Source organism: Mesorhizobium japonicum MAFF 303099 (assembly GCF_000009625.1).
GTDB lineage: Bacteria > Pseudomonadota > Alphaproteobacteria > Rhizobiales > Rhizobiaceae > Mesorhizobium > Mesorhizobium japonicum.
Genome location: NC_002678.2, coordinates 687,602 through 712,237, shown reverse-complemented (window position 1 = coordinate 712,237; position 24,636 = coordinate 687,602). Strand labels below are relative to the sequence as shown.

Annotated in this window: 21 protein-coding genes and 1 riboswitch; of the genes, 8 read left to right on the top strand and 13 right to left on the bottom strand. The window is 63.2% G+C overall.

Going from position 1 to position 24,636, the window contains the following annotated elements:
• Positions 1 to 10: 10 nt before the first annotated feature.
• The 3 genes from gcvP to gcvT are packed head-to-tail and all read right to left on the bottom strand — an operon-like array spanning position 11 to position 4,313.
• On the bottom strand, positions 11 to 2,824 hold the full coding sequence (gcvP, locus tag MAFF_RS04660; protein WP_010909731.1) for an aminomethyl-transferring glycine dehydrogenase: 2,814 nt from the start codon (positions 2,822 to 2,824) through the stop codon (positions 11 to 13).
• A 14-nt stretch (positions 2,825 to 2,838) separates the two neighbouring features.
• Positions 2,839 to 3,207 (bottom strand): glycine cleavage system protein GcvH, encoded by a 369-nt coding sequence (gcvH, locus tag MAFF_RS04655; RefSeq protein ID WP_044550512.1) that lies wholly within the window; start codon positions 3,205 to 3,207, stop codon positions 2,839 to 2,841.
• A gap of 5 nt (positions 3,208 to 3,212) precedes the next feature.
• On the bottom strand, positions 3,213 to 4,313 hold the full coding sequence (gene gcvT / locus MAFF_RS04650; protein ID WP_010909729.1) for a glycine cleavage system aminomethyltransferase GcvT: 1,101 nt from the start codon (positions 4,311 to 4,313) through the stop codon (positions 3,213 to 3,215).
• A 149-nt stretch (positions 4,314 to 4,462) separates the two neighbouring features.
• Positions 4,463 to 4,549: riboswitch (glycine riboswitch) on the bottom strand.
• Positions 4,550 to 4,825: 276 nt separating this feature from the next.
• Between gcvT and MAFF_RS04645 the strand changes: the two genes are divergently transcribed.
• Positions 4,826 to 5,827 carry a hypothetical protein gene (locus tag MAFF_RS04645; RefSeq protein ID WP_010909728.1) on the top strand — a complete coding sequence of 334 codons (1,002 nt, stop codon included), beginning with the start codon at positions 4,826 to 4,828 and terminating at the stop codon, positions 5,825 to 5,827.
• A gap of 48 nt (positions 5,828 to 5,875) precedes the next feature.
• On the opposite strand, the gene MAFF_RS04640 is transcribed toward MAFF_RS04645, so the two are convergent.
• The 6 genes from MAFF_RS04640 to MAFF_RS04615 form a co-directional block, all read right to left on the bottom strand.
• Positions 5,876 to 6,685 carry a molybdopterin-binding protein gene (locus MAFF_RS04640; protein WP_038647059.1) on the bottom strand — a complete coding sequence of 270 codons (810 nt, stop codon included), beginning with the start codon at positions 6,683 to 6,685 and terminating at the stop codon, positions 5,876 to 5,878.
• Between the two features lies 1 nt (position 6,686).
• Positions 6,687 to 7,568, bottom strand: a complete 882-nt coding sequence (locus MAFF_RS04635) for a cytochrome b/b6 domain-containing protein (protein ID WP_010909726.1) — start codon at positions 7,566 to 7,568, stop codon at positions 6,687 to 6,689.
• Positions 7,569 to 7,665: 97 nt separating this feature from the next.
• Positions 7,666 to 8,343: a DUF1345 domain-containing protein gene (locus MAFF_RS04630; protein ID WP_044547718.1), complete on the bottom strand. Its 678-nt coding sequence runs from the start codon at positions 8,341 to 8,343 to the stop codon at positions 7,666 to 7,668.
• A gap of 31 nt (positions 8,344 to 8,374) precedes the next feature.
• On the bottom strand, positions 8,375 to 8,842 hold the full coding sequence (locus MAFF_RS04625; RefSeq protein WP_032930446.1) for a YaiI/YqxD family protein: 468 nt from the start codon (positions 8,840 to 8,842) through the stop codon (positions 8,375 to 8,377).
• A gap of 63 nt (positions 8,843 to 8,905) precedes the next feature.
• Entirely contained in the window at positions 8,906 to 9,475 is a 570-nt protein-coding gene (gene gfa, locus MAFF_RS04620) for an S-(hydroxymethyl)glutathione synthase (RefSeq protein WP_032930445.1), read from the bottom strand.
• 67 nt (positions 9,476 to 9,542) lie between these two features.
• Complete coding sequence (locus MAFF_RS04615; RefSeq protein ID WP_010909722.1) at positions 9,543 to 10,670, bottom strand: S-(hydroxymethyl)glutathione dehydrogenase/class III alcohol dehydrogenase; 1,128 nt, start codon at positions 10,668 to 10,670, stop codon at positions 9,543 to 9,545.
• 199 nt (positions 10,671 to 10,869) lie between these two features.
• On the opposite strand from MAFF_RS04615, the gene MAFF_RS04610 reads away from it, so the two are divergent.
• The 3 genes from MAFF_RS04610 (at position 10,870) to MAFF_RS04600 (ending at position 17,519) form a co-directional block, all read left to right on the top strand.
• Positions 10,870 to 12,882 (top strand): acetyl-CoA carboxylase biotin carboxylase subunit, encoded by a 2,013-nt coding sequence (locus MAFF_RS04610; protein ID WP_010909721.1) that lies wholly within the window; start codon positions 10,870 to 10,872, stop codon positions 12,880 to 12,882.
• 253 nt (positions 12,883 to 13,135) lie between these two features.
• Positions 13,136 to 16,663: a DNA polymerase III subunit alpha gene (dnaE, locus tag MAFF_RS04605; protein WP_010909720.1), complete on the top strand. Its 3,528-nt coding sequence runs from the start codon at positions 13,136 to 13,138 to the stop codon at positions 16,661 to 16,663.
• A gap of 52 nt (positions 16,664 to 16,715) precedes the next feature.
• On the top strand, positions 16,716 to 17,519 hold the full coding sequence (locus tag MAFF_RS04600) for a potassium channel family protein (protein ID WP_010909719.1): 804 nt from the start codon (positions 16,716 to 16,718) through the stop codon (positions 17,517 to 17,519).
• Between the two features lie 174 nt (positions 17,520 to 17,693).
• On the opposite strand, the gene MAFF_RS04595 is transcribed toward MAFF_RS04600, so the two are convergent.
• Positions 17,694 to 18,575: a DMT family transporter gene (locus MAFF_RS04595; RefSeq protein ID WP_010909718.1), complete on the bottom strand. Its 882-nt coding sequence runs from the start codon at positions 18,573 to 18,575 to the stop codon at positions 17,694 to 17,696.
• Positions 18,576 to 18,771: 196 nt separating this feature from the next.
• Here MAFF_RS04595 and MAFF_RS04590 point away from each other — a divergent pair, with 196 nt between their 5' ends.
• Positions 18,772 to 19,278, top strand: coding sequence for a hypothetical protein (locus MAFF_RS04590; protein WP_010909717.1), 507 nt, complete (start codon positions 18,772 to 18,774; stop codon positions 19,276 to 19,278).
• 34 nt (positions 19,279 to 19,312) lie between these two features.
• On the opposite strand, the gene MAFF_RS04585 is transcribed toward MAFF_RS04590, so the two are convergent.
• Entirely contained in the window at positions 19,313 to 20,641 is a 1,329-nt protein-coding gene (locus MAFF_RS04585; RefSeq protein WP_044547714.1) for a DNA polymerase IV, read from the bottom strand.
• A 66-nt stretch (positions 20,642 to 20,707) separates the two neighbouring features.
• Here MAFF_RS04585 and MAFF_RS04580 point away from each other — a divergent pair, with 66 nt between their 5' ends.
• Positions 20,708 to 21,295, top strand: coding sequence for a GNAT family N-acetyltransferase (locus tag MAFF_RS04580; RefSeq protein ID WP_032930436.1), 588 nt, complete (start codon positions 20,708 to 20,710; stop codon positions 21,293 to 21,295).
• A gap of 85 nt (positions 21,296 to 21,380) precedes the next feature.
• Complete coding sequence (locus MAFF_RS04575) at positions 21,381 to 22,982, top strand: hypothetical protein (protein ID WP_044550510.1); 1,602 nt, start codon at positions 21,381 to 21,383, stop codon at positions 22,980 to 22,982.
• A gap of 65 nt (positions 22,983 to 23,047) precedes the next feature.
• Here the strand turns inward: MAFF_RS04575 and MAFF_RS04570 are convergent, their stop codons facing one another.
• Positions 23,048 to 23,701 carry a hypothetical protein gene (locus MAFF_RS04570; protein WP_010909714.1) on the bottom strand — a complete coding sequence of 218 codons (654 nt, stop codon included), beginning with the start codon at positions 23,699 to 23,701 and terminating at the stop codon, positions 23,048 to 23,050.
• Positions 23,698 to 23,997, bottom strand: a complete 300-nt coding sequence (locus MAFF_RS04565; protein ID WP_032930433.1) for a DUF3572 domain-containing protein — start codon at positions 23,995 to 23,997, stop codon at positions 23,698 to 23,700. Before MAFF_RS04565 ends, MAFF_RS04570 begins: the two co-directional genes overlap by 4 nt.
• A gap of 240 nt (positions 23,998 to 24,237) precedes the next feature.
• On the opposite strand from MAFF_RS04565, the gene MAFF_RS04560 reads away from it, so the two are divergent.
• A complete protein-coding gene (locus tag MAFF_RS04560) occupies positions 24,238 to 24,615 on the top strand; it encodes a response regulator (protein ID WP_280113136.1) in 378 nt (125 codons plus the stop codon).
• Positions 24,616 to 24,636: the final 21 nt, after the last annotated feature.

Genomic DNA, 24,636 nt, shown 5'->3' with positions numbered 1-24,636 from the left:
CGAGAGGCTGCTATTCGGCTGCTCCCAGATAATCCGACAAAGGCGGGCAGGAGCAGACCAGATTGCGGTCGCCGGCGACATTGTCGATGCGCGACACCGGCGGCCAGTACTTGGCCGCCGTATCGGCGTCGCCCGCGGGATAGGCCGCTTCCAGGCGCGAGTAGGGATGGGTCCACTGGCCGGCCAGTGTCTCGGCGGCGGTGTGCGGCGCGTTGACCAGCGGGTTGTCGGCCAAGGGCCAGTCACCCCTGGCGACTTTCGCGGCTTCGCCGGCAATGGCGATCATCGCCTCGCAGAAGCGGTCGAGTTCGCGCTTCGGCTCGGATTCCGTCGGCTCGACCATCAACGTGCCGGCGACCGGAAACGACATGGTCGGCGCGTGGAAGCCATAGTCGATGAGGCGCTTGGCGATATCGTCGACGCTGATGCCTGCGCTCTCCTTGAGCACGCGGGTGTCGAGGATGCATTCATGCGCGATGCGATCGTGCCGGCCCTTGTAGAGCAGCGGGAAGTGCGGCGCGAGCCGTGTCGCCACGTAGTTGGCCGAGATGATGGCGGTCTCCGTTGCCTGCTTCAGTCCAGCGGCGCCCATCATGCGGATATACATCCAGGTGATCGGCAGGATGGAAGCGCTGCCGAACGGTGCCGCAGACACGGCATGCGCCGAGCCTTCTGTGACATGGCCCGGCAGATAAGGCTTCAGATGTGCCTTGACGCCGATCGGGCCGACGCCGGGGCCACCGCCGCCATGCGGAATGCAGAAGGTCTTGTGCAGGTTCATATGGCAGACATCGGCGCCGATATCGGCGGGTCGGGCGAGCGCGACCAGCGCGTTGAGGTTGGCGCCGTCGAAATAGACCTGGCCGCCATGCTCATGGATCAGGGCGCAGAGATGGCGGGCGCCTTCTTCGTAGACGCCATGTGTCGAGGGATAGGTGAACATCAGCGCGGCGAGATTCTTGGAATGCTCGTTGGCTTTGGCCCGCATATCGTCCATGTCGATGTTACCGTCCTCCAGGCAGCGCACGACAACAACGCTCATGCCGGCCATCGCCGCGCTTGCCGGATTGGTGCCATGCGCGGAGGAGGGGATCAGGCAGACCGTGCGATGCCCTTCGCCGCGCGAGCGGTGATAGGCGCGGATGGCGAGCAGGCCGGCATATTCGCCCTGGCTGCCGGCATTGGGCTGCAGGCTGACCGCGTCGAAGCCGGTGATTTCGGACAGCCAGCCTTCCAGTTCGCCGATCATGGCGCGATAGCCGGCCGAATGGCTGGCCGGCGCGAAGGGATGCAGATCGGCGATGCTTGGCCAGCTCACCGGCATCATTTCGGCCGCCGCGTTAAGCTTCATGGTGCAGGATCCGAGCGGGATCATGGAGCGGTCGAGCGCCAGATCCTTGTCGGCCAACCGGCGCAGCAGGCGCATCATGTCGGTTTCCGACTTGTTCTCGTTGAAGACGGGCTGGGTCAGAAACTCTTTTCCGCGCGGCTTGCCAGGGACGGTGCTGTCGGCCGAGGGGGCAGCCTTGGCACCGAACAGGGAAGCGATTGCATCGAGATCCGCATCGGTCGAGGTCTCGTCGAAGGCGATGCCGACATGGTCGGCGTCGAGGACGCGCAGCAACCGGCCGGTCTTTTCGGCGGCTTCGGCGATCTCCGCGGCCTTGCCTTTCGCCTCCACCGTCACCGTGTCGAAGCGGCTGGCGCCGAGCACCGAAACGCCCGCCGCCTTGAGGCCGCTCGCCAGGCGGTTGGCCAGCGCGTGGATGCGCCCGGCAATCGCCTGCAGCCCGGCCGGGCCGTGCCAGATGGCATAGGCCGTTGCCATGTTGGCGAGCAGCGCCTGCGCGGTGCAGATGTTGGAGGTCGCCTTGTCGCGGCGGATATGCTGTTCTCGCGTCTGCAAGGCCAGGCGGTAGCCGGGCCGGCCCTTGCTGTCGGTCGACTGGCCGACGAGGCGGCCGGGCATCAGCCGGGTCAGCCTGTCGGAAACGGCGCAATAGGCGGCGTGCGGGCCGCCAAAGCCCATCGGCACGCCAAAGCGCTGCATCGGCCCGACGGCGATGTCGGCGCCGAGTTTCGCCGGCGCATCGGTCAGCGTCAGGCCGAGTGGATCGGCGATGAAGACGACCAGCGCGCCAGCGGCGCGGGCCTTGTCGATCGCGGCCTTGTGGTCGCCATAGACGCCAAGGGTGTCGGGCCAGGAGACGAGCAGGGCAGCGGTGTTGTCGTCGATCGTCTCGCCGTCAATCTCGATGCCGAGCGGTTCGGCACGGGTGCGCACCACATCCAGCGTCTGCGGGTGCGGCGTGCCGGCGAACGCCACCTTGGTGCGCTTGTCGCGGTGGTGGCGCAGCGCAATGCCGACCGCTTCGGCGACAGCGGTGGCCTCATCGAGCAGCGAGGCGGATGCCACCGGCAGCCCGGTCAATTCGGTGACCAAGGTCTGGAAGTTGAACAGCATTTCCAGACGGCCCTGGCTGATCTCGGCCTGATAGGGCGTGTAGGCCGTGTACCAGGCCGGATTCTCGAACAGATTGCGCTGGATGACCGGCGGCACGTGGACGCCGTGATAGCCGGCGCCGATGAAGCTCTTCAGCACCGTGTTCTTCGCCATGATGGCCGACAATTCGGCCAGTGCTTCGGCTTCGCTGGCCGGCGCGGGCAAGGTCAGCGGCAGGTCGAGGCGAATCGACTGCGGTACGGCCTGGCTGATCAGCGTCTCGACGGAGGGAACGCCGATCACCGCAAGCATGGCTCTGACATCGTTCACGCCAGGACCGATATGACGGGCCGAGAAGGGGGTAAGTGCTGTGGTCATCATCTCTAGTCCTGATTTCAGGCGATATGGGCTTTGTAGGCGGCCTCATCCATGAGGCCGGCGAGCTGGCTTTCGTCGGCAAGCCTCATCTTCCACAGCCAGCCGGCGCCGGTTGCCGCCGAGTTGACCAGCGACGGGTCGGAAGACAGCGTGCCGTTGGCCTCGGTGATCTCGCCGTCGACCGGCGCGTAAACGTCGGAAGCCGCCTTGACGGATTCGACCACGACGGCGGTGTCGCCCTTGGTCAGCTTCTTGCCCGTTTCCGGCAGTTCGACGAAGACGAGGTCGCCGAGCTGCTCCTGCGCGTAGTCGGTGATGCCGACGGTGGCGATGCCGCCCTCAACGCGGAGCCATTCGTGATCTGATGTGAAATAGGTCTTTGCCATGAGGTTCATCCTTTGCGGTAGCGATGAGGGGTGAAGGGCAGGGAACTGATATCGACGGGGATCTTCGTGCCGCGTACCTCGGCGAACACCCGTGTGCCGGGCTTTGCCAGCGATGCGGCGACATAGCCCATGGCGACCGGATGGCCGGCCGAGGGGCCAAAGCCGCCCGATGTGACATGGCCGGCGGGATTGCCGTCGGCGTCGAACAGAGCAACGCCGGCGCGCACCGGCTGGCGGCCTTCCGGCTTCAACCCGACGCGCTTTTGCGCTGGGCCGCGTTCCACGGCGGCGCGCAAGGCGTCGGCGCCTATGAACGCCCCGGAAGCGCGGATATCCCTGGGGATTGCCCACATCAGCGCGGCAGCGGCCGGGTCGGTCTCCGGCGTGATGTCCTGGCCATGCAGGCAAAGCCCAGCCTCAAGCCGCAGGCTGTCGCGCGCGGCAAGGCCGATCCACAGCACACGCTCATCTTCGAGTAGCTTCGCGACGAGATCGCGCGCGTCGGCCTCCGGCAGCCCGATCTCGAAACCGTCCTCGCCAGTGTAGCCAGACCGGCTCATGAACCAGTCTTTCCGCGGTTCGACGCCATGCATGAACAGCAGCGAGCCGGTCTCGATGCCGGCGCGGGAAAGAGCCGCCCATGCTTCCGGGCCCTGGATAGCGAGGAAGACGCGGTCGAGCGGCTCGACCTTCACATCAAAATTCGTGGCCAGCTCACGCAGATGCTTTTCGTCGGCGACGGCGTTGCCGGCATTGGCGACCACCATGAACCTGGTATCGCCGAGCCGGGTGACGATCAGGTCGTCGAGAATGCCGCCGGCCTCATTGAGGAAGAAGGACAGTTTCGACTGCGAGATTTCGAGCGCGCCGGCATCCAAGGGGCAAGCGCGGTTGAGCAGTGCAACCGCCTGCGGCCCGCTGACCTCGAACAGTTTCATGTGCGAGATATCGAAGAGACCGACATGCTCGCGGGTGTGCAGATGCTCCTTCATGACGCCGGCCGGATAGGTCAGCGGCATCGACCAACCGGCAAAGGCGCCGAAGCGCGCGCCGGCGGCTGTGTGGATATCTTCTAGAGGAAGGTGTTTTGAGTCGTCGCCCGTCATGTCGTCTCCAGAGTCGCACGCAAGCGGCCGCGAATGGCGACCAGTCCGTGCCCCTCTGTCTGAAGCCTGAGAGACTCGCGCAACCGGAACTCTGTCAGCGGCGCTTACACCTTCGGCGCGGGGGCAAGCCCCGACTTTCCAGAGTGTCTTTCCCGTCTACGGTTCTTTTGCCTGAGAGATTTCGGGCGATTTCCCCTTCGGCGGCAGCTCTCGCTGCTCTCTCCCGCAAACAGGTAGGACTCGAATCCCGAGCCCTCGACGCGCCATCCATAGCCCGTCGGCGACACCTTGTCACCTCCCAGCGACATCTAAAGCGCGTCGCGCTGAAATGGATTCAGGCGATGCGCTTTAGCTCTTTGTTTTGATCCATGTCGTTCTCCCAAAACCGCTGCACACTTTTGGGCGACATGCATTGGCCGACAAGTCTTCGCTAACCACGCCGTTTGCCGGTTTTTCAAGACACTCCTGATATAGCAGGCCGATGTAACACTTTGGGGCGGACGGGGACGACAATGGGCGAATTGATCATGAGCGCGCCGGTGGCTGGGCTGACCTCGAAGAATCGCATTGCCGCGGAGGACGTGCTGATGCTGCGCCGCGACGTGTTCGCCGATGGCGTGGTGACCCGAGGCGAGGCCGAGGCGCTGTTCGCTCTCGACCAGACGGCCCAGGACAAATGCGCGGAGTGGGCACCGTTCTTCGTCGAGGCGGTGACCGACTACATCGTCCATCAGGAAAAGCCGTCCGGCTATATCTCCCAGGACAATGCCGACTGGCTGGTCCGCACCATCTCGCGCGACGGCATGGTCGACAGCCGTACCGAACTCGAATTGCTGGTCCATGTGCTGGAAAAGGCGAGATCCTCGCCGAGCAAGCTTTGCGTCTATGCGCTGGAGCAGGTCGCCCATGCCGTCATCGACGGCAAGGGGCCACTGATGCTGGGCGGCGCGCTGGTGCCCGGACTGATTGCCAAGGCGGAAGTCGAACTGCTGCGCCGCATCCTCTACGCCCATGGCGGCGACGGCAACATCGCCATCACCCGCGGCGAGGCCGAGGTGCTGTTCAGGATCAACGAACAGACCGCCCAGGCCAAGAACGATCCGTCCTGGAACGACCTGTTCGTCAAGGCAATCGCCAATTTCGTCATGTGTTCGGCCGGCTATGAAGCGCCGACCCGCGACGTGGCGCTGCGCCAGGAAAGCTTCCTCGAACATGCCGAGCCGGAAATTGGCGGCTTTTTCAGCCGCATGGTGTCCGGCGGGCTTGCCGGGATCATCGAGGCCTACCGGTCCCCCGATGACATCGAGGCCGAATGGGAGGCCAAGAACAGGGCGGCCGAGGCCCTGGCCCGCCGCGCCGAGACGATCGACGCCGGCGAAGCCAAATGGCTGATCGAGCACATCGGGACGAACCGCCCTTTATACGAAAATGAGCGTGCGCTGCTGACGCTGATCAAGCATGCTTCGCCGGAGATCCATCCGGCGCTGAGGCCGCTGCTCGACAAAGTGGCTTGAGATACTGCGGTTTAAGCCACTGATCTCGGTGTGCTAATTCCCTGGTCATCAAATCCCGCCGTACCAGTCGTAGCCATTGTCTTCCCAATAGCCGCCGCGGCCGCCGCCGACATTGGCGAAGCCGTCGACCAACTCGATCTTGTAGAGGTACTTCGGCATCTTGTAGCCGAGCTGGCGCTCGACGCGGACACGCAGCGGAGCGCCGTTTTCGACCGGGAGCGGTTTGCCGTTCAGGCCATAGGCGAGGATCGTCTGCGGGTGGCGGGCGTCGATCAGGTCGATCGTGCCATAATATTTGATGTCGCCGGACAGGCTGCGGTCGATCGTGTCGAGGCAGTGGAACATGACGTAACGCGCCTGCGGCTTGACCACCGCCTGGTCGAGCACCAGCGACAGCGGCGTGCCGGTCCATTTGGCGATGCAGCTCCAACCCTCGACGCAGTCGTGGCGGGTGATCTGGGTGCGGCTCGGCATGTTCTGAAGCTGCTCGCGGCTGAGCGACAGCGGCTTTTCGACGAGGCCTGAGACTTCCAGCCGCCAGTCGGCGAAATTGTTGGCGAGCAGGCCCTTATAGGTGTCATCGTCAGGCGCGGTAACGCCGTTCGGCCGCTGCGGCTGGCGGATGTCGGCCTCGGTGAATTCCGGTGCCAGCGCGTCACGGCCGGCAAGCAGGCGTTGGGCGCGATATGTCAGGCCATTGGCGTTTTCGAGGAAGCTGCGCAGGCCGCTGCCGATGCTCAACTGGCTGTCGAAGGCATCGCAGCCCGACAGCATGATGCCGGAGGCGCCAAGGCTGGCGGCGGTCAGGAATTTCCTTCGACTGATCTGAAAATTGGGGCTGATCTCAAACTTCGCCATGTCAGGCACTCCTCTCGGTCGTCTTGTCGTCATGCGCGGGAGGGTCGGTGCGGTACCAGCCGGTGATGATCGAGCGCAATTCGTTGATCGGGCCGGCGGCCAGGATCATCAGGATGTGGATGATGAAGAAGCCGACCAGCAGCAGCATGACGGTGAAATGGATGGTGCGCGCCGTCTGCCGGCCGCCGAGCACTTCGTTGAGGAAGGGCAGCACCGAATTCATGCTGGGAGACATGGCAAGGCCGGTGATGATCATCAGCGGCAACAGCACGAACAGCACGCCGCCATAGGCCATTTTCTGCAGCGTGTTGTATTCGCGTGTGTGATGGAATTTCAGCCTGGCGTGGTCGACGATGTCGCGCGGCAGCCGCTTGAGGTCGTCCAGGCGTGGGGCGAGATCGCGCCTGATATGGCCGTTGACCAGGCTGGCGACCAGCCAGACGATCAAGGTCGTCGTCAGGATCCAGGCGAAGAAGAAATGCACGACGCGGGCGGTGCCGAGGTCATAATAGGACGGAATGGTCGCCCAGGACGGGAAGCCGCGCGCCGTCTCGTTGCCTGGCGGACCCGACCAGCCGAGCACGCCCGTCGTGTCGAAGCGGTGCCCGAAGATTTCGGTGAACCCGCGCGGCCCGGCATCGGTGTTCACGGCGCCGATTTCGAAGATGGTGTTGTTGTAGCCGAAGCCGGATTGCTTGCCGATATAGAGCTGTGGCCGGGCGTTGAATATCTGCAGCCCGGAAAGCAGCATGAAGAACAGCGAAATGGCCCAGATCCAGTGCGTCAGCCGCGTCCAGCGCGACTGCCGGTAGATCAGCGTGCTGTCGCTCGACACGGGAGCGTCCGGTCCGGTGGCGGATTGGCTTCTGGCAACGGATTGCATCTTGTTTCGTCTCCCGGCCTCACGGCGTGGCCTGCGCGTTCATTGTCCTCCTGATACGTCGCGATCCAAACCGATGTTTCACCCGATCACGGATTTATTACGGACCACCCAGGCTGACGGCGAGATTGACGGCCGCGGCGACGATGACCGTGTTGAAGAAAAACGACAGGATCGAGTGGACGAGGACGACACAGCGCATATGCGTGGTCGAGATGTTGGTGTCGGCGGTTTGCGCCGTCATGCCGATGACTGCCGAGAAATAGAGGAAATCCCAACCTTCCGGGCGCTTGTCGCCTGGGAACAGCAATCCGCCGACCGGGATTTTCTTCTTGGTTTCAGCGTCCACCGCATCGCCGTCCATCCAGTAGACATGCGCATAATGAAGTGCGGCCATGGCATGGATGGTGAACCAGCCAAGCGGGATCGACAGCAGCGCGAAACCGAGTTCGACGGAATTGCCTCTGTTCTTTTGATTGATAAGCAGGAACAATGAGACAACGGCGACGATAACGACGACGAGCGTCACCGCGAAGATGACCAGCACCGGCTGATCGGTGGCGCGCGCGTTCTTGCTCAGATATTTTCCGGTGAATTTGGGCATCTGGCTGACGACAAGAATGACGTAGGCGGCGAAAAAGGCATTGGCGCCGATCGAGTAGGCGAGCGGGGCATGCAGCAGCAACGCCACGAGGAACGCGAGCGCCCCGAAACACGCCGACATCGCGAACAGCATATGGCGCTGCACGGGTCTCGGGATCGGGGTTTCGGCGGCCATGGCGGTCTCCACCCTGGATGGCGCTCGGTTTCTAGCCGGGTGTGGCGGATTTCAGCGCGCGCCGCAAGATGCGGTCGAGTTCACCAAGGAACCGCGAACGGTCCTGCGGTGCGAAGGAGGCATTGTAGCCCTTGCTTTCACCGGTCTCGCGTAAATGCTGCTTGAGGTCGCGCATGGCCACCGCCATGCCGATCGTTTCGGGCGTGAACGGCCTCCCGGTGGGCCCAAGCACATGCGCGCCGAGCGCCACCGCTCGAGCGGCAAGCGGAATATCGGCAGTCACCACGACATCGTTGGATTTGGCGTTCTCGACAATCCAGTCGTCGGCGGCGTCGGCGCCCTTGGAGACCACGACATTGCGGATCATCGGATCGCGCGATGGCCGCAAGCCGCCATTGGAGACGTAGGTGACGACGACGCCGAGGCGCTCGGCGACCTTTTCGACCTCGGCCTTGACCGGGCAGGCGTCGGCATCGACGTAAATGGTGGGGGCGGGCATAATCTCTCCGAAACGGACAGGGGCCGGAAACATGTCCGGCCCCTGCCTGAAATCTTACAGGGTTCAGGCCGGCAAGGCGCCGGACTTCTTCGCCGTCCAGGTGGCGATATAGTCCATCAGGCCGGGGTTGAGGCAGTCATAGGGCTCCAGCCCGATCGTCCTTAGCTGCGCCCGGATGCCGTCCATCCGCTTTGGATCGACGCCGGATTCGATGATCGACGAGACGAAGGCGGTGAAGCCCGGTGGCGACCAACCATCCTCGACGAAGCGCTCGGGGTGGATGAAGGTCAGGCCTTTGAACGCATGGTCGCGCTCGACCGGTCCGTGCATGTGGACGCCGCAGCCGGTGCAGGCATGGCGCTGGATCAGCGCGCTAGCGTCGACCACTTTCAGCTTGTCGCCGTTCTCGGTGACAGTGACGTCGCCGGTGCCGGCAACGGCAACCACCGAGAATATAGCACCTTCCGGCTTCCAGCATTTGGTGCAGCCGCAGGCATGGTTGTGGGCGATCTGCCCCTTGACCTTCACCTTGACCGGCTTGCTGGTGCAGGCGCAGACCAGCGTGCCGCCGGCAAAGCTCGCGCTCTCCTTGGGCAGGCCATTGTCGATTCTCGGATGCAGTTTTTCCGCCATTCTTTTCTCCTCCCAGTTTTGAACCACAGAGGTCGCAGGCCGGTCGGTCGGCGGCGTGTGGCTTGCTTCAGTAAACCACGACGCTACGGATCGACTTGCCCTCATGCATGAGGTCGAACCCCTTGTTGATGTCTTCCAGCTTCAGCAAATGGGTGATCATCGGATCGATCTGGATCTTGCCGTCCATGTACCAGTCGACGATCCGCGGCACGTCGGTGCGGCCGCGCGCGCCGCCGAAGGCGGTGCCCATCCAGGTGCGACCGGTGACCAGCTGGAACGGACGCGTCGAGATCTCCTGGCCGGCGCCGGCGACGCCGATGACGACCGACTTGCCCCAACCGCGGTGCGAGGCTTCCAGCGCCTGGCGCATCACCTTGGTGTTGCCGGTGCAGTCGAACGTGTAGTCGGCGCCGCCGATCTGGTCGGCGCCGCGCTTGGTCATGTTGACGAGGTGAGGGACGATGTCGCCGTCGATCTCCTTCGGATTGACGAAATGCGTCATGCCGAACCGCTCGCCCCAGGCCTTCTTGTCGTTGTTGAGGTCGACGCCGATGATCATGTCGGCACCGGCGAGCTTCAGGCCCTGGATGACGTTGAGGCCGATGCCGCCGAGGCCGAAGACGACAGCGGTCGCGCCTTGCTCAACCTTGGCGGTGTTGATGACGGCGCCGATGCCGGTGGTGACGCCGCAGCCGATGTAGCAGATCTTGTCGAAGGGGGCGTCCGGGTTAACCTTGGCCAGCGCGATCTCGGGCAGAACGGTGAAGTTGGAGAAGGTCGAGCAGCCCATATAGTGAAAGATCTTGTCCTTGCCGATCGAGAAGCGCGACGAGCCGTCCGGCATCAAGCCTTGCCCCTGCGTGGCGCGGATCGCCGTGCACAGATTGGTCTTTCTCGACAAGCAGGACGGGCACTGCCGGCATTCCGGCGTATAGAGCGGGATGACATGGTCGCCCTTCTTGACCGAGGTGACACCCTTGCCGACATCGACCACGACACCGGCGCCCTCATGGCCGAGAATGGCCGGGAACAGCCCTTCGGGATCGGCGCCCGACAAGGTGAACTCGTCGGTGTGGCAGATGCCGGTCGCCTTGATCTCGACCAGAACCTCGCCTTCGCGCGGACCGTCGAGGTCGACCTCCATGATCTCCAGCGGCTTTCCGGCGGCGACAGCGACAGCGGCGCGGGTCTTCATCAGGCGTCCTCCAATGCGAATTTTTTTCCAAGGTTTCAGGTTTTATCGACACGATCAACTGGAAGCTGGCGCCGAGACTGGGCCGCAGCGATGAATTGGAATCGCAAATCGATTGAAAGCCAGTGATTTGCATGGTCGGCTTGACCCCGCAAGCACAGGCCATAAAAGGAACGACCGACCGGATGGGAATGACCTCAGCATGTTCACGAAAATCCTGATCGCCAACCGTGGCGAGATCGCCTGTCGCGTCATCAAGACGGCGCGCAAGATGGGGATTGCCACGGTCGCTGTCTATTCCGATGCCGATCGCGATGCCGTGCATGTCGAGATGGCCGACGAGGCGGTGCATATCGGGCCTTCGCCCGCCGCGCAGAGTTATCTTGTCCCTGAAAAGATCATCGCCGCCTGCAAGGAAACCGGGGCTCAGGCCGTGCATCCCGGTTATGGCTTCCTGTCCGAACGCGCCGCCTTCTGCGAGGCGCTGGAGAAGGAAGGCATCGTCTTCATCGGTCCGAAGCCCAAGGCGATCAAGGCGATGGGCGACAAGATCGAATCGAAGAAATTCGCCAACGCCGCCAAGGTTTCGACCGTGCCCGGCTGGCTCGGCGTCATCGAGAATGCCGACCATGCCGAAAAGATCGCCGGCGAGATCGGCTATCCCGTGATGATCAAGGCCTCGGCCGGCGGCGGCGGCAAGGGCATGCGCATCGCCTGGAACCAGTCGGAAGTGCGCGACGGCTTCGACCGGGCGCGCTCGGAAGCCAAGAGCTCGTTCGGCGATGACCGCGTGTTCATCGAAAAATTCGTCGTCGATCCGCGCCATATCGAAATCCAGGTGCTGGCCGACGCGCATGGCAATGCGCTCTATCTCGGCGAGCGTGAATGCTCGATCCAACGCCGCAACCAAAAGGTCGCGGAAGAGGCGCCGTCGCCATTCCTCGACGCCAAGACGCGCAAGGCCATGGGCGAGCAGTCGGTGGCGCTAGCCAGGGCCGTCGACTATCAGAGTGCCGGCACGGTCGAGTTCATCGTCGACAAGGACAAGAACTTCTATTTCCTTGAAATGAATACACGATTGCAGGTCGAGCATCCGGTGACGGAGCTCGTCACCGGCATCGATCTGGTCGAGCAGATGATCCGCGTCGCCGCCGGCGAAAAACTCTCTTTGAAGCAAAGCGACATCAAGCTGAATGGCTGGGCCGTGGAAAGCCGGCTCTATGCCGAGGATCCCTATCGCAATTTCCTGCCGTCGATCGGCCGGCTGACGCGCTACCGGCCGCCGGAGGAGGGGCAATTCGGCGATGTCGTCATCCGCAACGATACCGGCGTCACCGAAGGCTCCGAGATTTCGATGTTCTATGACCCGATGCTCGCCAAATTGTGTACCTGGGCTCCGACGCGCATCGAGGCGATCGATGCCATGTCGGAAGTGCTCGACAGTTTTGTGGTCGATGGCATCGAGCACAATATCCCGTTCCTGGCCGCGCTGATGCAGCATCCGCGCTGGCGGGAAGGGGCAATATCGACCGGCTTCATAGCCGAGGAATATCCCGACGGTTTTGCGCCTGTCGTGCCGAACAGCCGGGAAAAGGCCGTGCTGGCCTCGATCGTGACCGCGGTGGAACTGCTGCGCCGCGACCGGCTCGACCGGCTGGGCGGGCGGTTGGCGCCGCATTCGGGAGTACTCAAGCGCGATTGGGTCGTGAGGCTCGGCGACGACTATCTCCAGGCGTCCATCCTCGAAGGCATGATTTCCATTCCGATGGAGATCGACCTGTCGATCGATGGCGGCAAGGCGCTGACCGTTTCATCCGACTGGCGGCCAGGCGACCTGATCTGGCGCGGCACGGTCGGCAAGCGCTCCGTCGTCGCCCAGATCCGGCCTGTCGCCAACGGTCTTCGCATCGCCTGGAAAGGCATGTCGGTGACCGCGCGCGCCATGCTGCCGCGCATCGCCGAGCTGGAGCGGCTTATGCCGGAGAAGGTGGCGCCGGACACGTCGAAACTGCTGCTTTGCCCGATGCCCGGCCTCGTCGTGTCGATCGCTGTCACCGAGGGCCAGGAGGTGAAGGCCGGCGAGACCTTAGCCGTGGTCGAGGCGATGAAGATGGAAAACGTGCTGCGCGCCGAACGCGATCTCGTCGTGTCGAAATTGAACGCCAAGCCGGGCGACAGTCTGGCCGTCGACGCGGTGATCATGGAATTCGCCTGACGTCTGTTGATATTCAGGTGAGGCCGGCCTGCAAATGGCTGATACCTGCGCTTCCGGTGCTCACGTACGAAAAGTACGCTCCGCTCCGGTTCCCGGAATCCATCATTTTCGGCTCGGCCTGACCCGAATCTCAACAGACCTCGGCCAGGGTCGCGGAAGCCTGTGATTGGCGGTCGTTTGTGCTGGACTGGCATCGCCCGGTCCCGGACAATACATCTCCATCGACTCAAGGCCTTCGATAGCGCGAGAAACCATGGCGGATGACAGACTTCCACGCGATCCCCTGAAGCGCGAAGCCGCGATTGCGGCGGCGCGTCCGGAGGTGCCGGCGCGGCCGTTCGTGCATCTGCGCGTGCATTCGGCCTATTCGCTGCTCGAGGGCGCGCTTCAGCTTGGCAAGATCGTCGGCCACGCGGTGAAAGACGAAGCGCCGGCGATTGCCGTCACCGACACCAACAATCTGTTCGGCGCGCTCGAATTCGCGCAGAAGGCGGTCAAGGACGGCATCCAGCCGATCATCGGCTGCCAGATCGCGCTCGCCTTTTCCGGCGAAAACAGCGACGGCCAGCGCGACCGCCGCCGGCAAGGCCCGGAAATGCGGCCGGTCGTTCTGCTCGCCGCGACCGAAGCCGGCTATTCCAACCTGGTCAGGCTGGTCAGCCGCGTCTATCTGGAAACGCCGCCCGGCGAGGCGGTGCATCTGACAACCGAGATGCTGGAGGGGAAGGCCGATGGGCTGATCTGCCTCAGCGGCGGGCCACGCGGCCCGATCGGCAACGCCTTGAAGGAGGATCGCCGCGATCTGGCCGAGGTGCGGCTTTTGACGCTGAAAACGCTGTTCGGCGACCGGCTCTATGTCGAATTGGACCGGGTCGCGGGCTACGACCGGGTCATCGAGCATCAGACGATCGATCTCGCCTATGCGCACGAACTTCCGCTTGTCGCCACCAACGAAGCCTTCTTCTCGTCGCGCGACGATTATGAGGCGCATGACGCGCTGATCGCCATTGCCGAGGGCTCCGTCGTCGCCGTCGACACTCGCCGCCGGCTGTCGCCGGACAATTTCCTGCGCAGCCAGGCCGAAATGGCGCAATTGTTCGCCGACCTGCCGGAAGCGATCGACAACACGGTCGAAATCGCGCTGCGCTGTTCCTATTATCCAAAAACCCGCAGCCCGATCCTGCCGCGCTTCACCGGCGGAGATGCCTCCGACAAGGATGCGGCCGAAAAGGCCGAGGCGGCGGAACTCGCACGCCAGGCGCGCGAGGGGCTCGACGCGCGGCTTGCGCTGCACGGGCCAACGCCGGGCTACACGGTCGAGCAATATCGGGAGCGGCTCGAATTCGAGCTCGGCATCATCGAGAAGATGAAATTTCCGGGCTACTTCCTGATCGTTGCCGACTTCATCAAATGGGCCAAGGCGCAAGGCATTCCGGTCGGACCGGGCCGTGGTTCGGGCGCCGGGTCGCTGGTCGCCTATTCGACGACCATCACCGACATCGATCCGCTGCGCTTCTCGCTGCTGTTCGAGCGCTTCCTCAATCCCGACCGCGTGTCGATGCCCGACTTCGACATCGACTTCTGCCAGGATCGCCGCGAAGAGGTGATCCGCTACGTCCAGCAGAAATACGGCCGCGACCAGGTCGGCCAGATCATCACCTTCGGTACGCTGCAGGCCCGCGCCGTGCTGCGCGACGTCGGCCGCGTACTGCAGATGCCCTACGGCCAGGTCGACAAGCTGTCCAAGATGGTGCCGCAGAACCCGGCAAATCCGGTCAAGCTCGCGGACGCCATCGCCAACGAGCCGCGCTTTGCCGAAGAGGCCGAGAAGGAGCCGATCGTCCAGACGCTGCTCGACATGGCGCAGAAGCTGGAAGGCCTCTATCGCCATGCCTCGACGCACGCCGCCGGCATCGTCATCGGCGACCGGCCTTTGTCGGAACTGGTGCCGATGTACCGCGATCCGCGCTCGGACATGCCGGTCACCCAGTTCAACATGAAATATGTCGAGCAGGCCGGGCTGGTGAAGTTCGACTTCCTCGGCCTGAAGACGCTGACCGTGCTGGAGACGGCGGTCAAGCTGATCCGCCGGCGTGGCATCGACATCGACCTGGCGACGATCCCGCTCGACGACCCCGAAACTTACGCCATGCTGTCGCGCGGCGAGGTGGTCGGCGTGTTCCAGGTGGAAAGTGCCGGCATGCGCAAGGCGCTGATCGGCATGCGGCCCGACTGCATCGAGGACATCATCGCGCTCGTCGCCCTCTACCGGCCGGGCCCGATGGAGAACATCCCGACCTACAACGCCAGAAAGCATGGCGAGGAGGAGATGGCCTCGATCCATCCCAAGATCGACCATCTGGTGAAGGAGACGCAAGGCGTTATCGTTTACCAGGAACAGGTGATGCAGATCGCGCAGGAGCTGTCCGGCTATTCGCTCGGCGAGGCCGACCTTCTGCGCCGCGCCATGGGCAAGAAGATCCGCGCCGAGATGGACAAGCAGCGCGAGCGCTTTGTCTCGGGTGCGGTCGAGCGCGGTGTCAGCAAGCCGCAAGCCGACTTCATTTTCGACCTGCTGGCCAAATTCGCCGACTATGGCTTCAACAAGTCGCACGCCGCCGCCTACGCCGTGGTCTCGTACCAGACCGCCTATCTCAAGGCTCACTACCCGGTCGAGTTCCTGGCGGCGTCGATGACCCTCGACATGGGAAATACCGACAAGCTTGCCGACTTCCGCCAGGACGCGCTGCGCCTTGGCATCGAGGTTCTGGCGCCATCGGTGATGACCAGCTTCCGACCCTTCGAGGTCGGCGAGAACCGCATCTATTATTCGATGGCCGCGCTCAAGGGCGTCGGCGACGCGGCGGTCGAGCACATCGTTGCCGTGCGCGGCGAAAAGCCGTTCAAGAATCTTGCCGATTTCTGCGAGCGGGTCGACCCCAAGATCGTCGGCAAGCGCGTCTTCGAAAGCCTGATCATGGCCGGTGCGCTCGACTGCTTCGGCCACGACCGCGCCCAGATGATGGCTGGCGTCGAACGGATGATGGGGCTGGCGTCGCTCGCCCAGCAGAATGCTGTTTCCGGCCAGGCCGATATTTTCGGCGCCTCGCTGGGCGCTCAGTCGCAGGCGCTGAACCTGCCGGCGACAGATCCATGGCTCGCCGCCGACCGGCTGCACCGCGAATTCCAGGTCGTCGGCTTCTATCTCTCGGCCCATCCGCTCGACGAATACAAGGCGGCCTTGCAGAAGATGCGGGTGCAGAACTGGGCGGAGTTTTCGGCCGCCGTCAAACGCGGCGCTTCTGCCGGCCGCCTCGCCGGCACGGTGACCAGCAAGCAGGAGCGCAAGACGCGCACCGGCAACAAGATGGGCGTGGTGGCCTTTTCCGATACTTCCGGCCAGTACGAGGCCGTGCTGTTTTCAGAAGCGTTGGCGCAGTATCGTGACCTGCTGGAAGCCGGCCGCTCCGTCGTCATCACCGTCGCGGCGGAGGACAGGCCCGAGGGTGTCAATTTACGGATCAACTCGGTGCAGTCGCTGGAGGAGGAGGCAAGCCGCATCCAGAAAGCGCTGCGCATTTTCGTCAGGAACGAGGGACCCGCCTCGATAATCCAATCCCAGCTCACCCAGCGCGGTGAAAGTCAGGTGAGCATCATCGTTATAAAGGAAGAGGCCCAGGGCGAGGTCGAGATCGCCTTGCAAGGCGGCTACCGCGTTTCGCCGCAGATCGCCTCGGCGATGCGCGCGGTACCCGGCGTGGTCGAAGTGGAACTGGTGTGATCCCCGCCCTTGGCAGGCGTCGGCACATGCCGCCCATGTCATCGCGATCGGCATGAAGGCCGCGGACAAGCGGGCATCACCGGATCGTTCCGCGATGGCGCGGCTGCGCGACACGCTGCGCAGGCTCTATCACGGGCGCACTGCTGCTGCCTTCCGGTTTCAGGTTGCGGCAATCGTCATAGATCTGGCCATCATCGGCTTCTTCATCGCTACACCCGTCATCCAGCAATCGGCCTCGTTCCTGTGGCTGGATTATGCGGTGGCGGCGCTCGTCGGCGCCGATCTGATCGCCAGGCTGCTGGCCTCCAACGACATGCTGCGCCTGATGAAGCAGCCGACCTCCTGGGTGGATGTCTTCATCCTGTTGACGCTGCTGATGCCGACGGCGCTCGCCAATCTCGGTTTCCTGCGCATCCTGCGGCTGTGGTCGCTATCGCGCAGCGGTTCGATCTGGCGGCATTTCGAGATGCGCGGCCTTAGACCCTGGCGCGAGGCAAGCCATGCGGTCATCAACCTTTTGACGTTTCTGTTCGTCATCACCGGCTTCGTCTACACCTTCTTCTTCCGCAATGGCGCCGGGCTGGAAAACTACATCGACGCGCTTTATTTCACCGTCGCCACGGTGACGACGACCGGCTTCGGCGACATCGTGCTGCCGGGAATGGCTGGAAAGCTGACGGCGATCGTCACCATGATCATCGGCATATCGCTGTTCGTCAGGCTGGCGCAGGCGATGTTTCGGCCGGCCAAGGTGTTCTTCCCCTGTCCGCAATGCGTGCTGCAGCGGCATGAACCGGATGCCGTGCACTGCAAGGCCTGCGGGCATGTTCTCAACATACCGAACGAAGGCGACTAGGTGCATTGATATTCAGGTGATGCCGGCCTGCGAACGGCAGCTTCCTGCGCTTTCCCCGTTCTACTGCGTTGCAGTAGAACTGTACTCACGTACCAAAATGTACGCTCCGTTCCGGTTCTCGGAACCTACCGTTCTCGACTCGGTTGACCTGAATCTCAATACACCTAACGGGCGCTACGATGCCGCCACTTCAGCCGGCTGCACCGGTTTGCGCTGCAGATTGAGGAGATTGCCCATCAGGATCAGCAGCGCGCCGCCAGCGGTGAAAGCGTCGATCTGCTCGTGATAAAGCAGCCAGCCGACCAGCGCCGACAAGGGCACCCGCAGGAAATCCATTGGCGAGATGACGGTGGCGTCGGCATAGGTGAGCGCGCGGGCCATGCAGAAATGCGACGACATGCCGGTGAATGCGATCAGCAGGATCCAGGGCCACAGTTCGAGCGATGGCGTGCGCCACACGTAGAGCGCGGGGACGAGGCCGAGCGCCGACTGGATGATCAGCATCCAGAAGATGATGCGCACGACGCTGTCGGTGCGCGTCAGCGATTTGACCAGCACCAGCGAGATGCCGAAACAGACCGCGGCGCCCAGCACGACCAGATGTCCGGGATCGACCGCGTCGACGCCTGGACGGACGATGACCACCACGCCGATCAGCCCGAGCCCGACAGCCGCCAGTTTCGGCCGGCTCAGCCTTTCGCCAAGAAAAGTCACCGCCAGGATCGCCGTCCAGATCGGCGTGGTGAATTCGATCGAGATGAGCACCGCCAGCGGGATCAGCGTCAAGGCGTAGAGCCATGCCGCCTGCCCACTATAGTGGACGACGTTGCGGGCGATATGGGCGAGGGGACGCTGCGTGCGCATCGCCGCGAAGCCGCCGCTCGTCAGCACCAGCGGCAAGAGGATGAAGAAGCCGATCACCGAGCGCAGTTCCAGCACCTGGAAGACGTTGAGTTCGGCTGTGGTGGCGCGGCCGGCGACCGACATCGCCAGGAAAGAGCTAATCGACAGCGCCATCCAGAACGCGGCCTTGGGGATCGAGGGGGTGGGTGCCATGGCAGCTATCTCGCAGGCCGGGGCTTTTGCCGCAATCGCTAGTCGCTCCATTCTTCTGGGCCAGTTGCAATGGCGTGATGTTGCAAGACGGCCATGTTGCGGGCGGAACCTGATAGGGCAGTGGGCGTTGAGTCCCGATATTCGGCCGTGCTTTGCAGGACGTCTTGCCTTTCCGGTATCGACAAGGAGAACTTCGATGAGACCATTCGCGCAATTTGCGCTCGCCGGCTGTCTATTGGTAGCGGCAGGCACGGCACATGCCGACGAGACCAAGTTTCTCCAGTCATTCAAGGGCAATTTTGCCGGCAAGGGCACTGTCCAGGTGACCTCGGATGTGCCGAACGTCAATGTTTCCTGCAGCTTCAAGTCGAACGCAACCTCAACCTCGCTCTCGCTGGATGGCAGTTGCCGCGGTCTCATTTTGGTGACGCGGGCCATCAGCGCCAAGTTGAACGTCACGGGTGCCAAATACAGCGGCGTCTATGTCGGGTCCCGCACTGGGCCGGCGCAGCTGAACGGCAGCCGTTCGGGCAACGCGATCAACCTTGGCATCCAATGGGCTCAGGAAATCAATGGCGATCGCAAGGCGCGGATGACGGTTGAGAAGCGAGGCGAGAACGGCATCCGGCTGACGGTGACCGATACCGATCCGAAAACCGGCAAGAACGTGGTGATGAGCAGGATCGATCTGTCGCGCACCTGACGGCCTGACCTGAATCTCAACACATCCGGTGTTCTTAGTCTTCCAGCGGCTCCGGCGGATGGGCGTCGCGGCCCCTGCCGAACGTATAGCCGGTTTCCACCGCCTTGCGGCCGAACTTGTCGCGCAGCGCATCGATGGCGCCTTCGGCCATGGCGCGCTTGCGCGACTGGACGTCGACCAGATCCGGCGGGTCGGCCTTGTCGTCGTCGGAGAGGTCGCTGACGCCGATGCCGAGCAATCGAAATTTCGTTCCGTCCGTTTCCTTGCGTAGAAGCTCGACCCCGGCCTGAAAGATACGGTCCGCGAGCCTTGTCGGATCGCCGAGCTGGCGGTTTCGCGTGCGCAGCTTGAAATCCTGGGTCTTCAGCTTCAGCACCACGGTGCGCCCGGCAATGCCCGACTTTTTCAGCCGCGCCGAGACCTTTTCCGAAAGCCCTCTCAGCACCGAGACCAGCTCGTCCAACGATGCGATGTCGGTGTCGAAGGTGGTTTCGGCCGATACGCTTTTGGCATCCTGGTCGGGGTCGACGCGGCGAACGTCCTCACCACGCGAAAGCCGGTAGAGCCGGTCGCCCATCACGCCATAGCGGCGCATCAGGTCGCCACGTTCCATCGTTTGAAGCTGACCGATGGTGCGGATGCCGTCGCGTTCCAGCGTGGCGTTGAACGCCTTGCCGACGCCCCAGATCATCGTCACCGGCTTCGTCGCCAGGAAGCCCACCGCCTCGGCCTCGCCAATGACCGAAAAGCCGCGTGGTTTGCGGAAATCGGATGCGATCTTGGCGAGGAATTTGCAATAGGAGAGGCCCGCCGAAACGGTGATGCCGATCTCTTTCTCGACGGCCAGTGCGAAGCGCGCCAGCACCACGGCCGGCGGCTGGCCGTGCAACCGTTCGGTGCCGGCGAAATCGAGAAACGCCTCGTCGATCGACAGCGGCTCGACCAGCGGCGTCAGCGTCTGCATCATGGCGCGCACCTCGCGGCCGACACGCACATATTTTTCCATGTTGGGCGGGATCACGACCGCCTCGGGGCAGGCCTCGAGCGCCTTGAACATCGGCATGGCGGAGCGCACGCCCCGGATGCGGGCGATGTAGCAAGCGGTGGAGACGACCCCGCGCTTGCCGCCGCCGATGATCAGCGGCTTGTCCTTGAGCGCCGGGTTGTCGCGCTTTTCGATCGCCGCGTAGAAGGCGTCGCAATCGATATGGGCCAGATGCAGACGGTAGAGCTCGGGATGACGGGCAAGGCGAGGGCTGCCGCAGCGCTCGCAGCGGCGCGTTTCACTGCGCTGAAACGTCAGGCAGTCACGGCAAAAACCGTGATCGGGATTGTTGACAGGGGCCGCCATCACTGCGAACATAAAGAGAACAGAGGCAATGGTACGACAGTGCAGGGTCAGCGACAAGCTTGGCCTGGGGAGAACCGTATGAGCACGACCATAGTACCGCTGGTGCCTGAGCTCTGGCCTGATTTCGAGGACCTTTTCGGCAAACAGGGTGCCTGCTACGGCTGCTGGTGCACACATTTCCGGCTGGCACCGGCGGCGCGGCGCGAGAGCAGCCGCGAACGCAACAAGGATCATATCAAGGCGCGCATCGAGGCCGGCCCGCCGCCCGGCCTGCTGGCCTTCGAGGATGGCAAGGCGGTTGGCTGGATGCAGATCGGGCCGCGCGCCGATGTGCCCGAATGGAACAACAAGGGCAGGGGCTCGGCGCCGATCGATCCCGCCGACGCTTCCGATCCGGCGGTCTGGGCGATCTCCTGCTTCTTCATCCGCGCCAAGGCGCGGGGCCGGGGCATCACGCATCGCCTCGTCGAAGGCGGCATCGATTTCGCCCGCAGCAACGGAGCACGGCTTGTCGAGGCCTGCCCGATCGACTTGTCGCGCGATTCGCGCTCGATCGGCCTGTTCGTCGGCTCGTCGGGAGTGTTCGAGAAGGCCGGGTTCGAGAGGCTGGTGGAACGCAAGGCTGGCCGGCCGCTTATGCGGCTGGTGCTGAAGCCGATTGCCTGACTGTCATCATCTTGCAGTTGTGATGGTATTTGCCTACCAGAAGTATGAAACGATTTTTGCCTTTTCGATCCAACGGAGACTTCCCGTGAACCGTATGTTGCCAGTTGCCTTTACCGCGCTTCTGTTCAGCGCGCCCGCTTTCGGCCAGGCCGTCGACAGCCAGGGCGCCAAGCAATTGTCCGATGACCTGTCACGCTATGTCGGCAAACAGGCGTTCGACAAGGGCATTCTGAAGGTTTCGGTCGAAGGCGGCGCCTACAAGATCGCGTTCGATGTCAAGGCGCTTGCCGCGACGTTTCCCGAGCAGGGAAAGGTGAAACTCGACTTCGCTCCCTACGCCCTGCTGGTGAAGCCGCGCAGCGACGGGACCTGGGATGTCTCGATAGATTTTTCGCAAAGCGGATCCTTCGAGTTCACCGGGCCCGAGGGGCTGCAAAGCACACAGTTTTCGATCAAGGACGGCAAGGGTTCCGGCGTCTACGATCCCAATCTGGCGGCCTTCATCAGCGGCACCAGTTCGCTGGCCGGCATGACGATGGCATCGAAGGACGCCAAGCAGCAGATGGAGGCCAGCACTGGCGCCGGCACCGCGACCATCGCCGCCACCAAGGCTGCCAATGGCGGCGTCGATTTCACGATGTCGCAGAAGATTTCGAATTTCGTCGAGGCGATCAAACTGGACGATCCCGAGAACGGGCTGAATTTTCCGGTCACCATCAAGTCGCCGGAACTGTCGGTGGAAGCCAGCGGCAAGGGCGTGCAGACAAGGCCGCTGCTCGACCTCCTGGCATTTGCCGTGGCCAATGAGGACGAGAAGACGCTGGAGGCCAACCAGGCGCAGCTCAAGTCGCTTCTACGCGCTGCGCTGCCGGTGTGGGAGCGCATCGACGGCACCTATGGCTTCAAGGATTTCGCGGTCGACAGCCCGATCGGTACTTTCGGGGCAACCCAGCTCAGCACCGTGTTCGGCAGCGACGGCGTTTCCCAGAGCGGCAAGGTCACCTACGGCATCAAAGCGTCGGGGCTGACCGTGCCGCAGCAGCTTTTGCCGAGCTGGAGCGTGGCGTTGCTGCCCACCGATATCGACCTGAACTTCGGTGGTGCCAATATCGATCTCGACAGCATGGCGAAGAAGGCGATCGAAGCCTTTGATCTCAATCAGGATCCGCCGCTGTCGGCCGAGTTCGGCGACCAGCTCAAAGCCGACTTTCTCGCCAAGGCGCCGAAGGTCATGATCGGCCACAGCGTTGTGAAGAACAAGGACATGGAGATCGCGCTGGAAGGCGAGATGACGAGCTTCGGCCAGAAACCCGATGCAAATCTCACCGTCGATGTCGCCGGCTTCGACAAGATCATGGCACATCTGCAGGAAGCGGCAAAGGCGGAGCCGGAGGTCGGGCAGTATGTGCCTGTCGCCCTCATGGCCAAGGGTTTTGCCAAGACGCTGCCGGACGGCCGGCTGGAATGGGCCGTCAGCACCAAGGCCGACGGCTCGGTCACCGTCAACGGCGTCATGCTGAAGCCCGCCGATCCGGCGGTGGACGACGGCGGCGATGGCGGTGACGGCGGTGACGGCGCGGACGACAGCAGCGGCGGTGACAATGGCGGCGGCGCCAATAGTGGCGGTGGCGACGCCAATGGTGGTAGCAGCGACAATGGCGGAGCCGGTGCGAAGCTGAACCCTTGAGGGTTCGGCTTTCCAGCAATTCAGGGAAAAGCGCATGGCGATTTTCCCTGAATTGCGTCTAACGTTTAGAGTCCCAGCGCTCCGACGATCTTCGGCCCGGCTTCGTGCCAGTCCTGGACAACGATGACATCGTCCGGGACCGGCGGCAGGAAGGCGCGCAGCGAATTGTCGGCCATCAGGTGGAAAAGATTGGCGTCGGCGACCGATTCCCGCACCGATGCCAGATTGTGCGGCTGATCGTCGACGAAGACGACGGGCCGGCCGCTCTTGCCGCGTAGCCTGGCCACTGCCGGCCCCTTGGCCATTTCGGTGGTCAGCAGCGGATAGTTCAGACCCAAGGCATCGAGATGCGCGCGGCGCACGGCGCGATGCCGGTGCGGCATGGCTGTCAGCAATATGATTTCCGCGCGGCCACCAAGTCTTGCCAGGGTTTCCGCGGCACCGTCGGTTATGCCCTGCCATTCGGCCTGCGCGTCGAAGAAATCGCCCAGAAGTGCCGTGACTTCCAGCTGTTCGATCAGGCGGCCGCTGGCCGTTTCGGCAATGTTGCCGGTCAACCGGAACGAGGCCAGTGTCAGGCCATAGCCCCGCGACTTGAGGAAATGCGGGAAAGGGCGAATGAATTCGAGCACGACATCGTCGACGTCGAGCACCAGCAGCGGCCGGCCATCGGCGGCCAGTTCCTCGATCTGGCGCGCGGTCTCCGGGTCGTCGCTCATATGGAACGCTCGTGGTTGTCGTCGCCGAGCGGCAGTGCGCGCAATGCCTTGCCGACGGCGGCCGGCGGCGTGCCGGTTTCCTCGGCAAAGCGCATCAGGGTCGGCTCATGGGCAAGGATGAACTGCAGCACGCCGGCCAAAAAGCCCGGCTCGCCGGCGGCCTTGCGGATCGAATGCGCCTCTATGCCGGTGATCGCCAGAAAGCGCGGCAACAGCTCCGGATCGGAGGCGACGAAGCCCAGCGCCTTCACGGCAATGGTTTCCGCCTCTTCGCGCATTGACGCCGCGTTTGCCATCACTACCTTCGGTATGTGGAATGAGTCTCTTCCGCAGTAATGGCAAGAATTGCTTGCGGCAAGCCTTTACAGCGCCACGCGCCGTTTGGACGCGCAGGGAGGCGAGGTGGAATTCACGCTGCTTTGCAGCCGGCGGTTTCCGTTTCGTCAATCATATTGCCGTATAGTGGAGCAGGGTTTGGTGCGTTCAACCAGGAGCGCATAACGGCCACCTTCGAGCGGAAGGACGGCCGGGACGGGATGTCGATGCCTAAGAAGGTCATGATCGTCGAGGACAATGAGCTCAACATGAAGCTCTTTCGGGACCTCATCGAAGCGAGCGGTTACGAGACGGTGCGCACCCGCAATGGTCTGGAGGCGCTCGACCTGGCACGTAAACACCGGCCGGATCTCATCCTGATGGACATCCAGCTGCCCGAAGTGTCGGGGCTGGAAGTGACCAAATGGCTGAAGGAAGATGACGATCTGCACGTCATTCCGGTCATCGCGGTGACCGCCTTCGCCATGAAAGGCGACGAGGAGCGCATCCGCCAGGGCGGCTGCGAGGCCTATATTTCGAAGCCGATCTCGGTGCCGCGTTTCATCGAAACCATCAAATCCTACCTGGGCGATGCCTGATGTCCCTTTCCAGCCGAGCCG

Excerpts from the sequence above, each read along its gene's own strand:
- gcvP (WP_010909731.1), bottom strand. The coding sequence starts at position 2,824 with ATGATGACCACAGCACTTACCCCCTTCTCGGCCCGTCATATCGGTCCT.
- gcvH (WP_044550512.1), bottom strand. The coding sequence starts at position 3,207 with ATGGCAAAGACCTATTTCACATCAGATCACGAATGGCTCCGCGTTGAG.
- gcvT (WP_010909729.1), bottom strand. The coding sequence starts at position 4,313 with ATGACGGGCGACGACTCAAAACACCTTCCTCTAGAAGATATCCACACA.
- MAFF_RS04645 (WP_010909728.1), top strand. The coding sequence starts at position 4,826 with ATGGGCGAATTGATCATGAGCGCGCCGGTGGCTGGGCTGACCTCGAAG.
- MAFF_RS04640 (WP_038647059.1), bottom strand. The coding sequence starts at position 6,685 with ATGGCGAAGTTTGAGATCAGCCCCAATTTTCAGATCAGTCGAAGGAAA.
- MAFF_RS04635 (WP_010909726.1), bottom strand. The coding sequence starts at position 7,568 with ATGCAATCCGTTGCCAGAAGCCAATCCGCCACCGGACCGGACGCTCCC.
- MAFF_RS04630 (WP_044547718.1), bottom strand. The coding sequence starts at position 8,343 with ATGGCCGCCGAAACCCCGATCCCGAGACCCGTGCAGCGCCATATGCTG.
- MAFF_RS04625 (WP_032930446.1), bottom strand. The coding sequence starts at position 8,842 with ATGCCCGCCCCCACCATTTACGTCGATGCCGACGCCTGCCCGGTCAAG.
- gfa (WP_032930445.1), bottom strand. The coding sequence starts at position 9,475 with ATGGCGGAAAAACTGCATCCGAGAATCGACAATGGCCTGCCCAAGGAG.
- MAFF_RS04615 (WP_010909722.1), bottom strand. The coding sequence starts at position 10,670 with ATGAAGACCCGCGCCGCTGTCGCTGTCGCCGCCGGAAAGCCGCTGGAG.
- MAFF_RS04610 (WP_010909721.1), top strand. The coding sequence starts at position 10,870 with ATGTTCACGAAAATCCTGATCGCCAACCGTGGCGAGATCGCCTGTCGC.
- dnaE (WP_010909720.1), top strand. The coding sequence starts at position 13,136 with ATGGCGGATGACAGACTTCCACGCGATCCCCTGAAGCGCGAAGCCGCG.
- MAFF_RS04600 (WP_010909719.1), top strand. The coding sequence starts at position 16,716 with ATGAAGGCCGCGGACAAGCGGGCATCACCGGATCGTTCCGCGATGGCG.
- MAFF_RS04595 (WP_010909718.1), bottom strand. The coding sequence starts at position 18,575 with ATGGCACCCACCCCCTCGATCCCCAAGGCCGCGTTCTGGATGGCGCTG.
- MAFF_RS04590 (WP_010909717.1), top strand. The coding sequence starts at position 18,772 with ATGAGACCATTCGCGCAATTTGCGCTCGCCGGCTGTCTATTGGTAGCG.
- MAFF_RS04585 (WP_044547714.1), bottom strand. The coding sequence starts at position 20,641 with ATGTTCGCAGTGATGGCGGCCCCTGTCAACAATCCCGATCACGGTTTT.
- MAFF_RS04580 (WP_032930436.1), top strand. The coding sequence starts at position 20,708 with ATGAGCACGACCATAGTACCGCTGGTGCCTGAGCTCTGGCCTGATTTC.
- MAFF_RS04570 (WP_010909714.1), bottom strand. The coding sequence starts at position 23,701 with ATGAGCGACGACCCGGAGACCGCGCGCCAGATCGAGGAACTGGCCGCC.
- MAFF_RS04565 (WP_032930433.1), bottom strand. The coding sequence starts at position 23,997 with ATGGCAAACGCGGCGTCAATGCGCGAAGAGGCGGAAACCATTGCCGTG.
- MAFF_RS04560 (WP_280113136.1), top strand. The coding sequence starts at position 24,238 with ATGTCGATGCCTAAGAAGGTCATGATCGTCGAGGACAATGAGCTCAAC.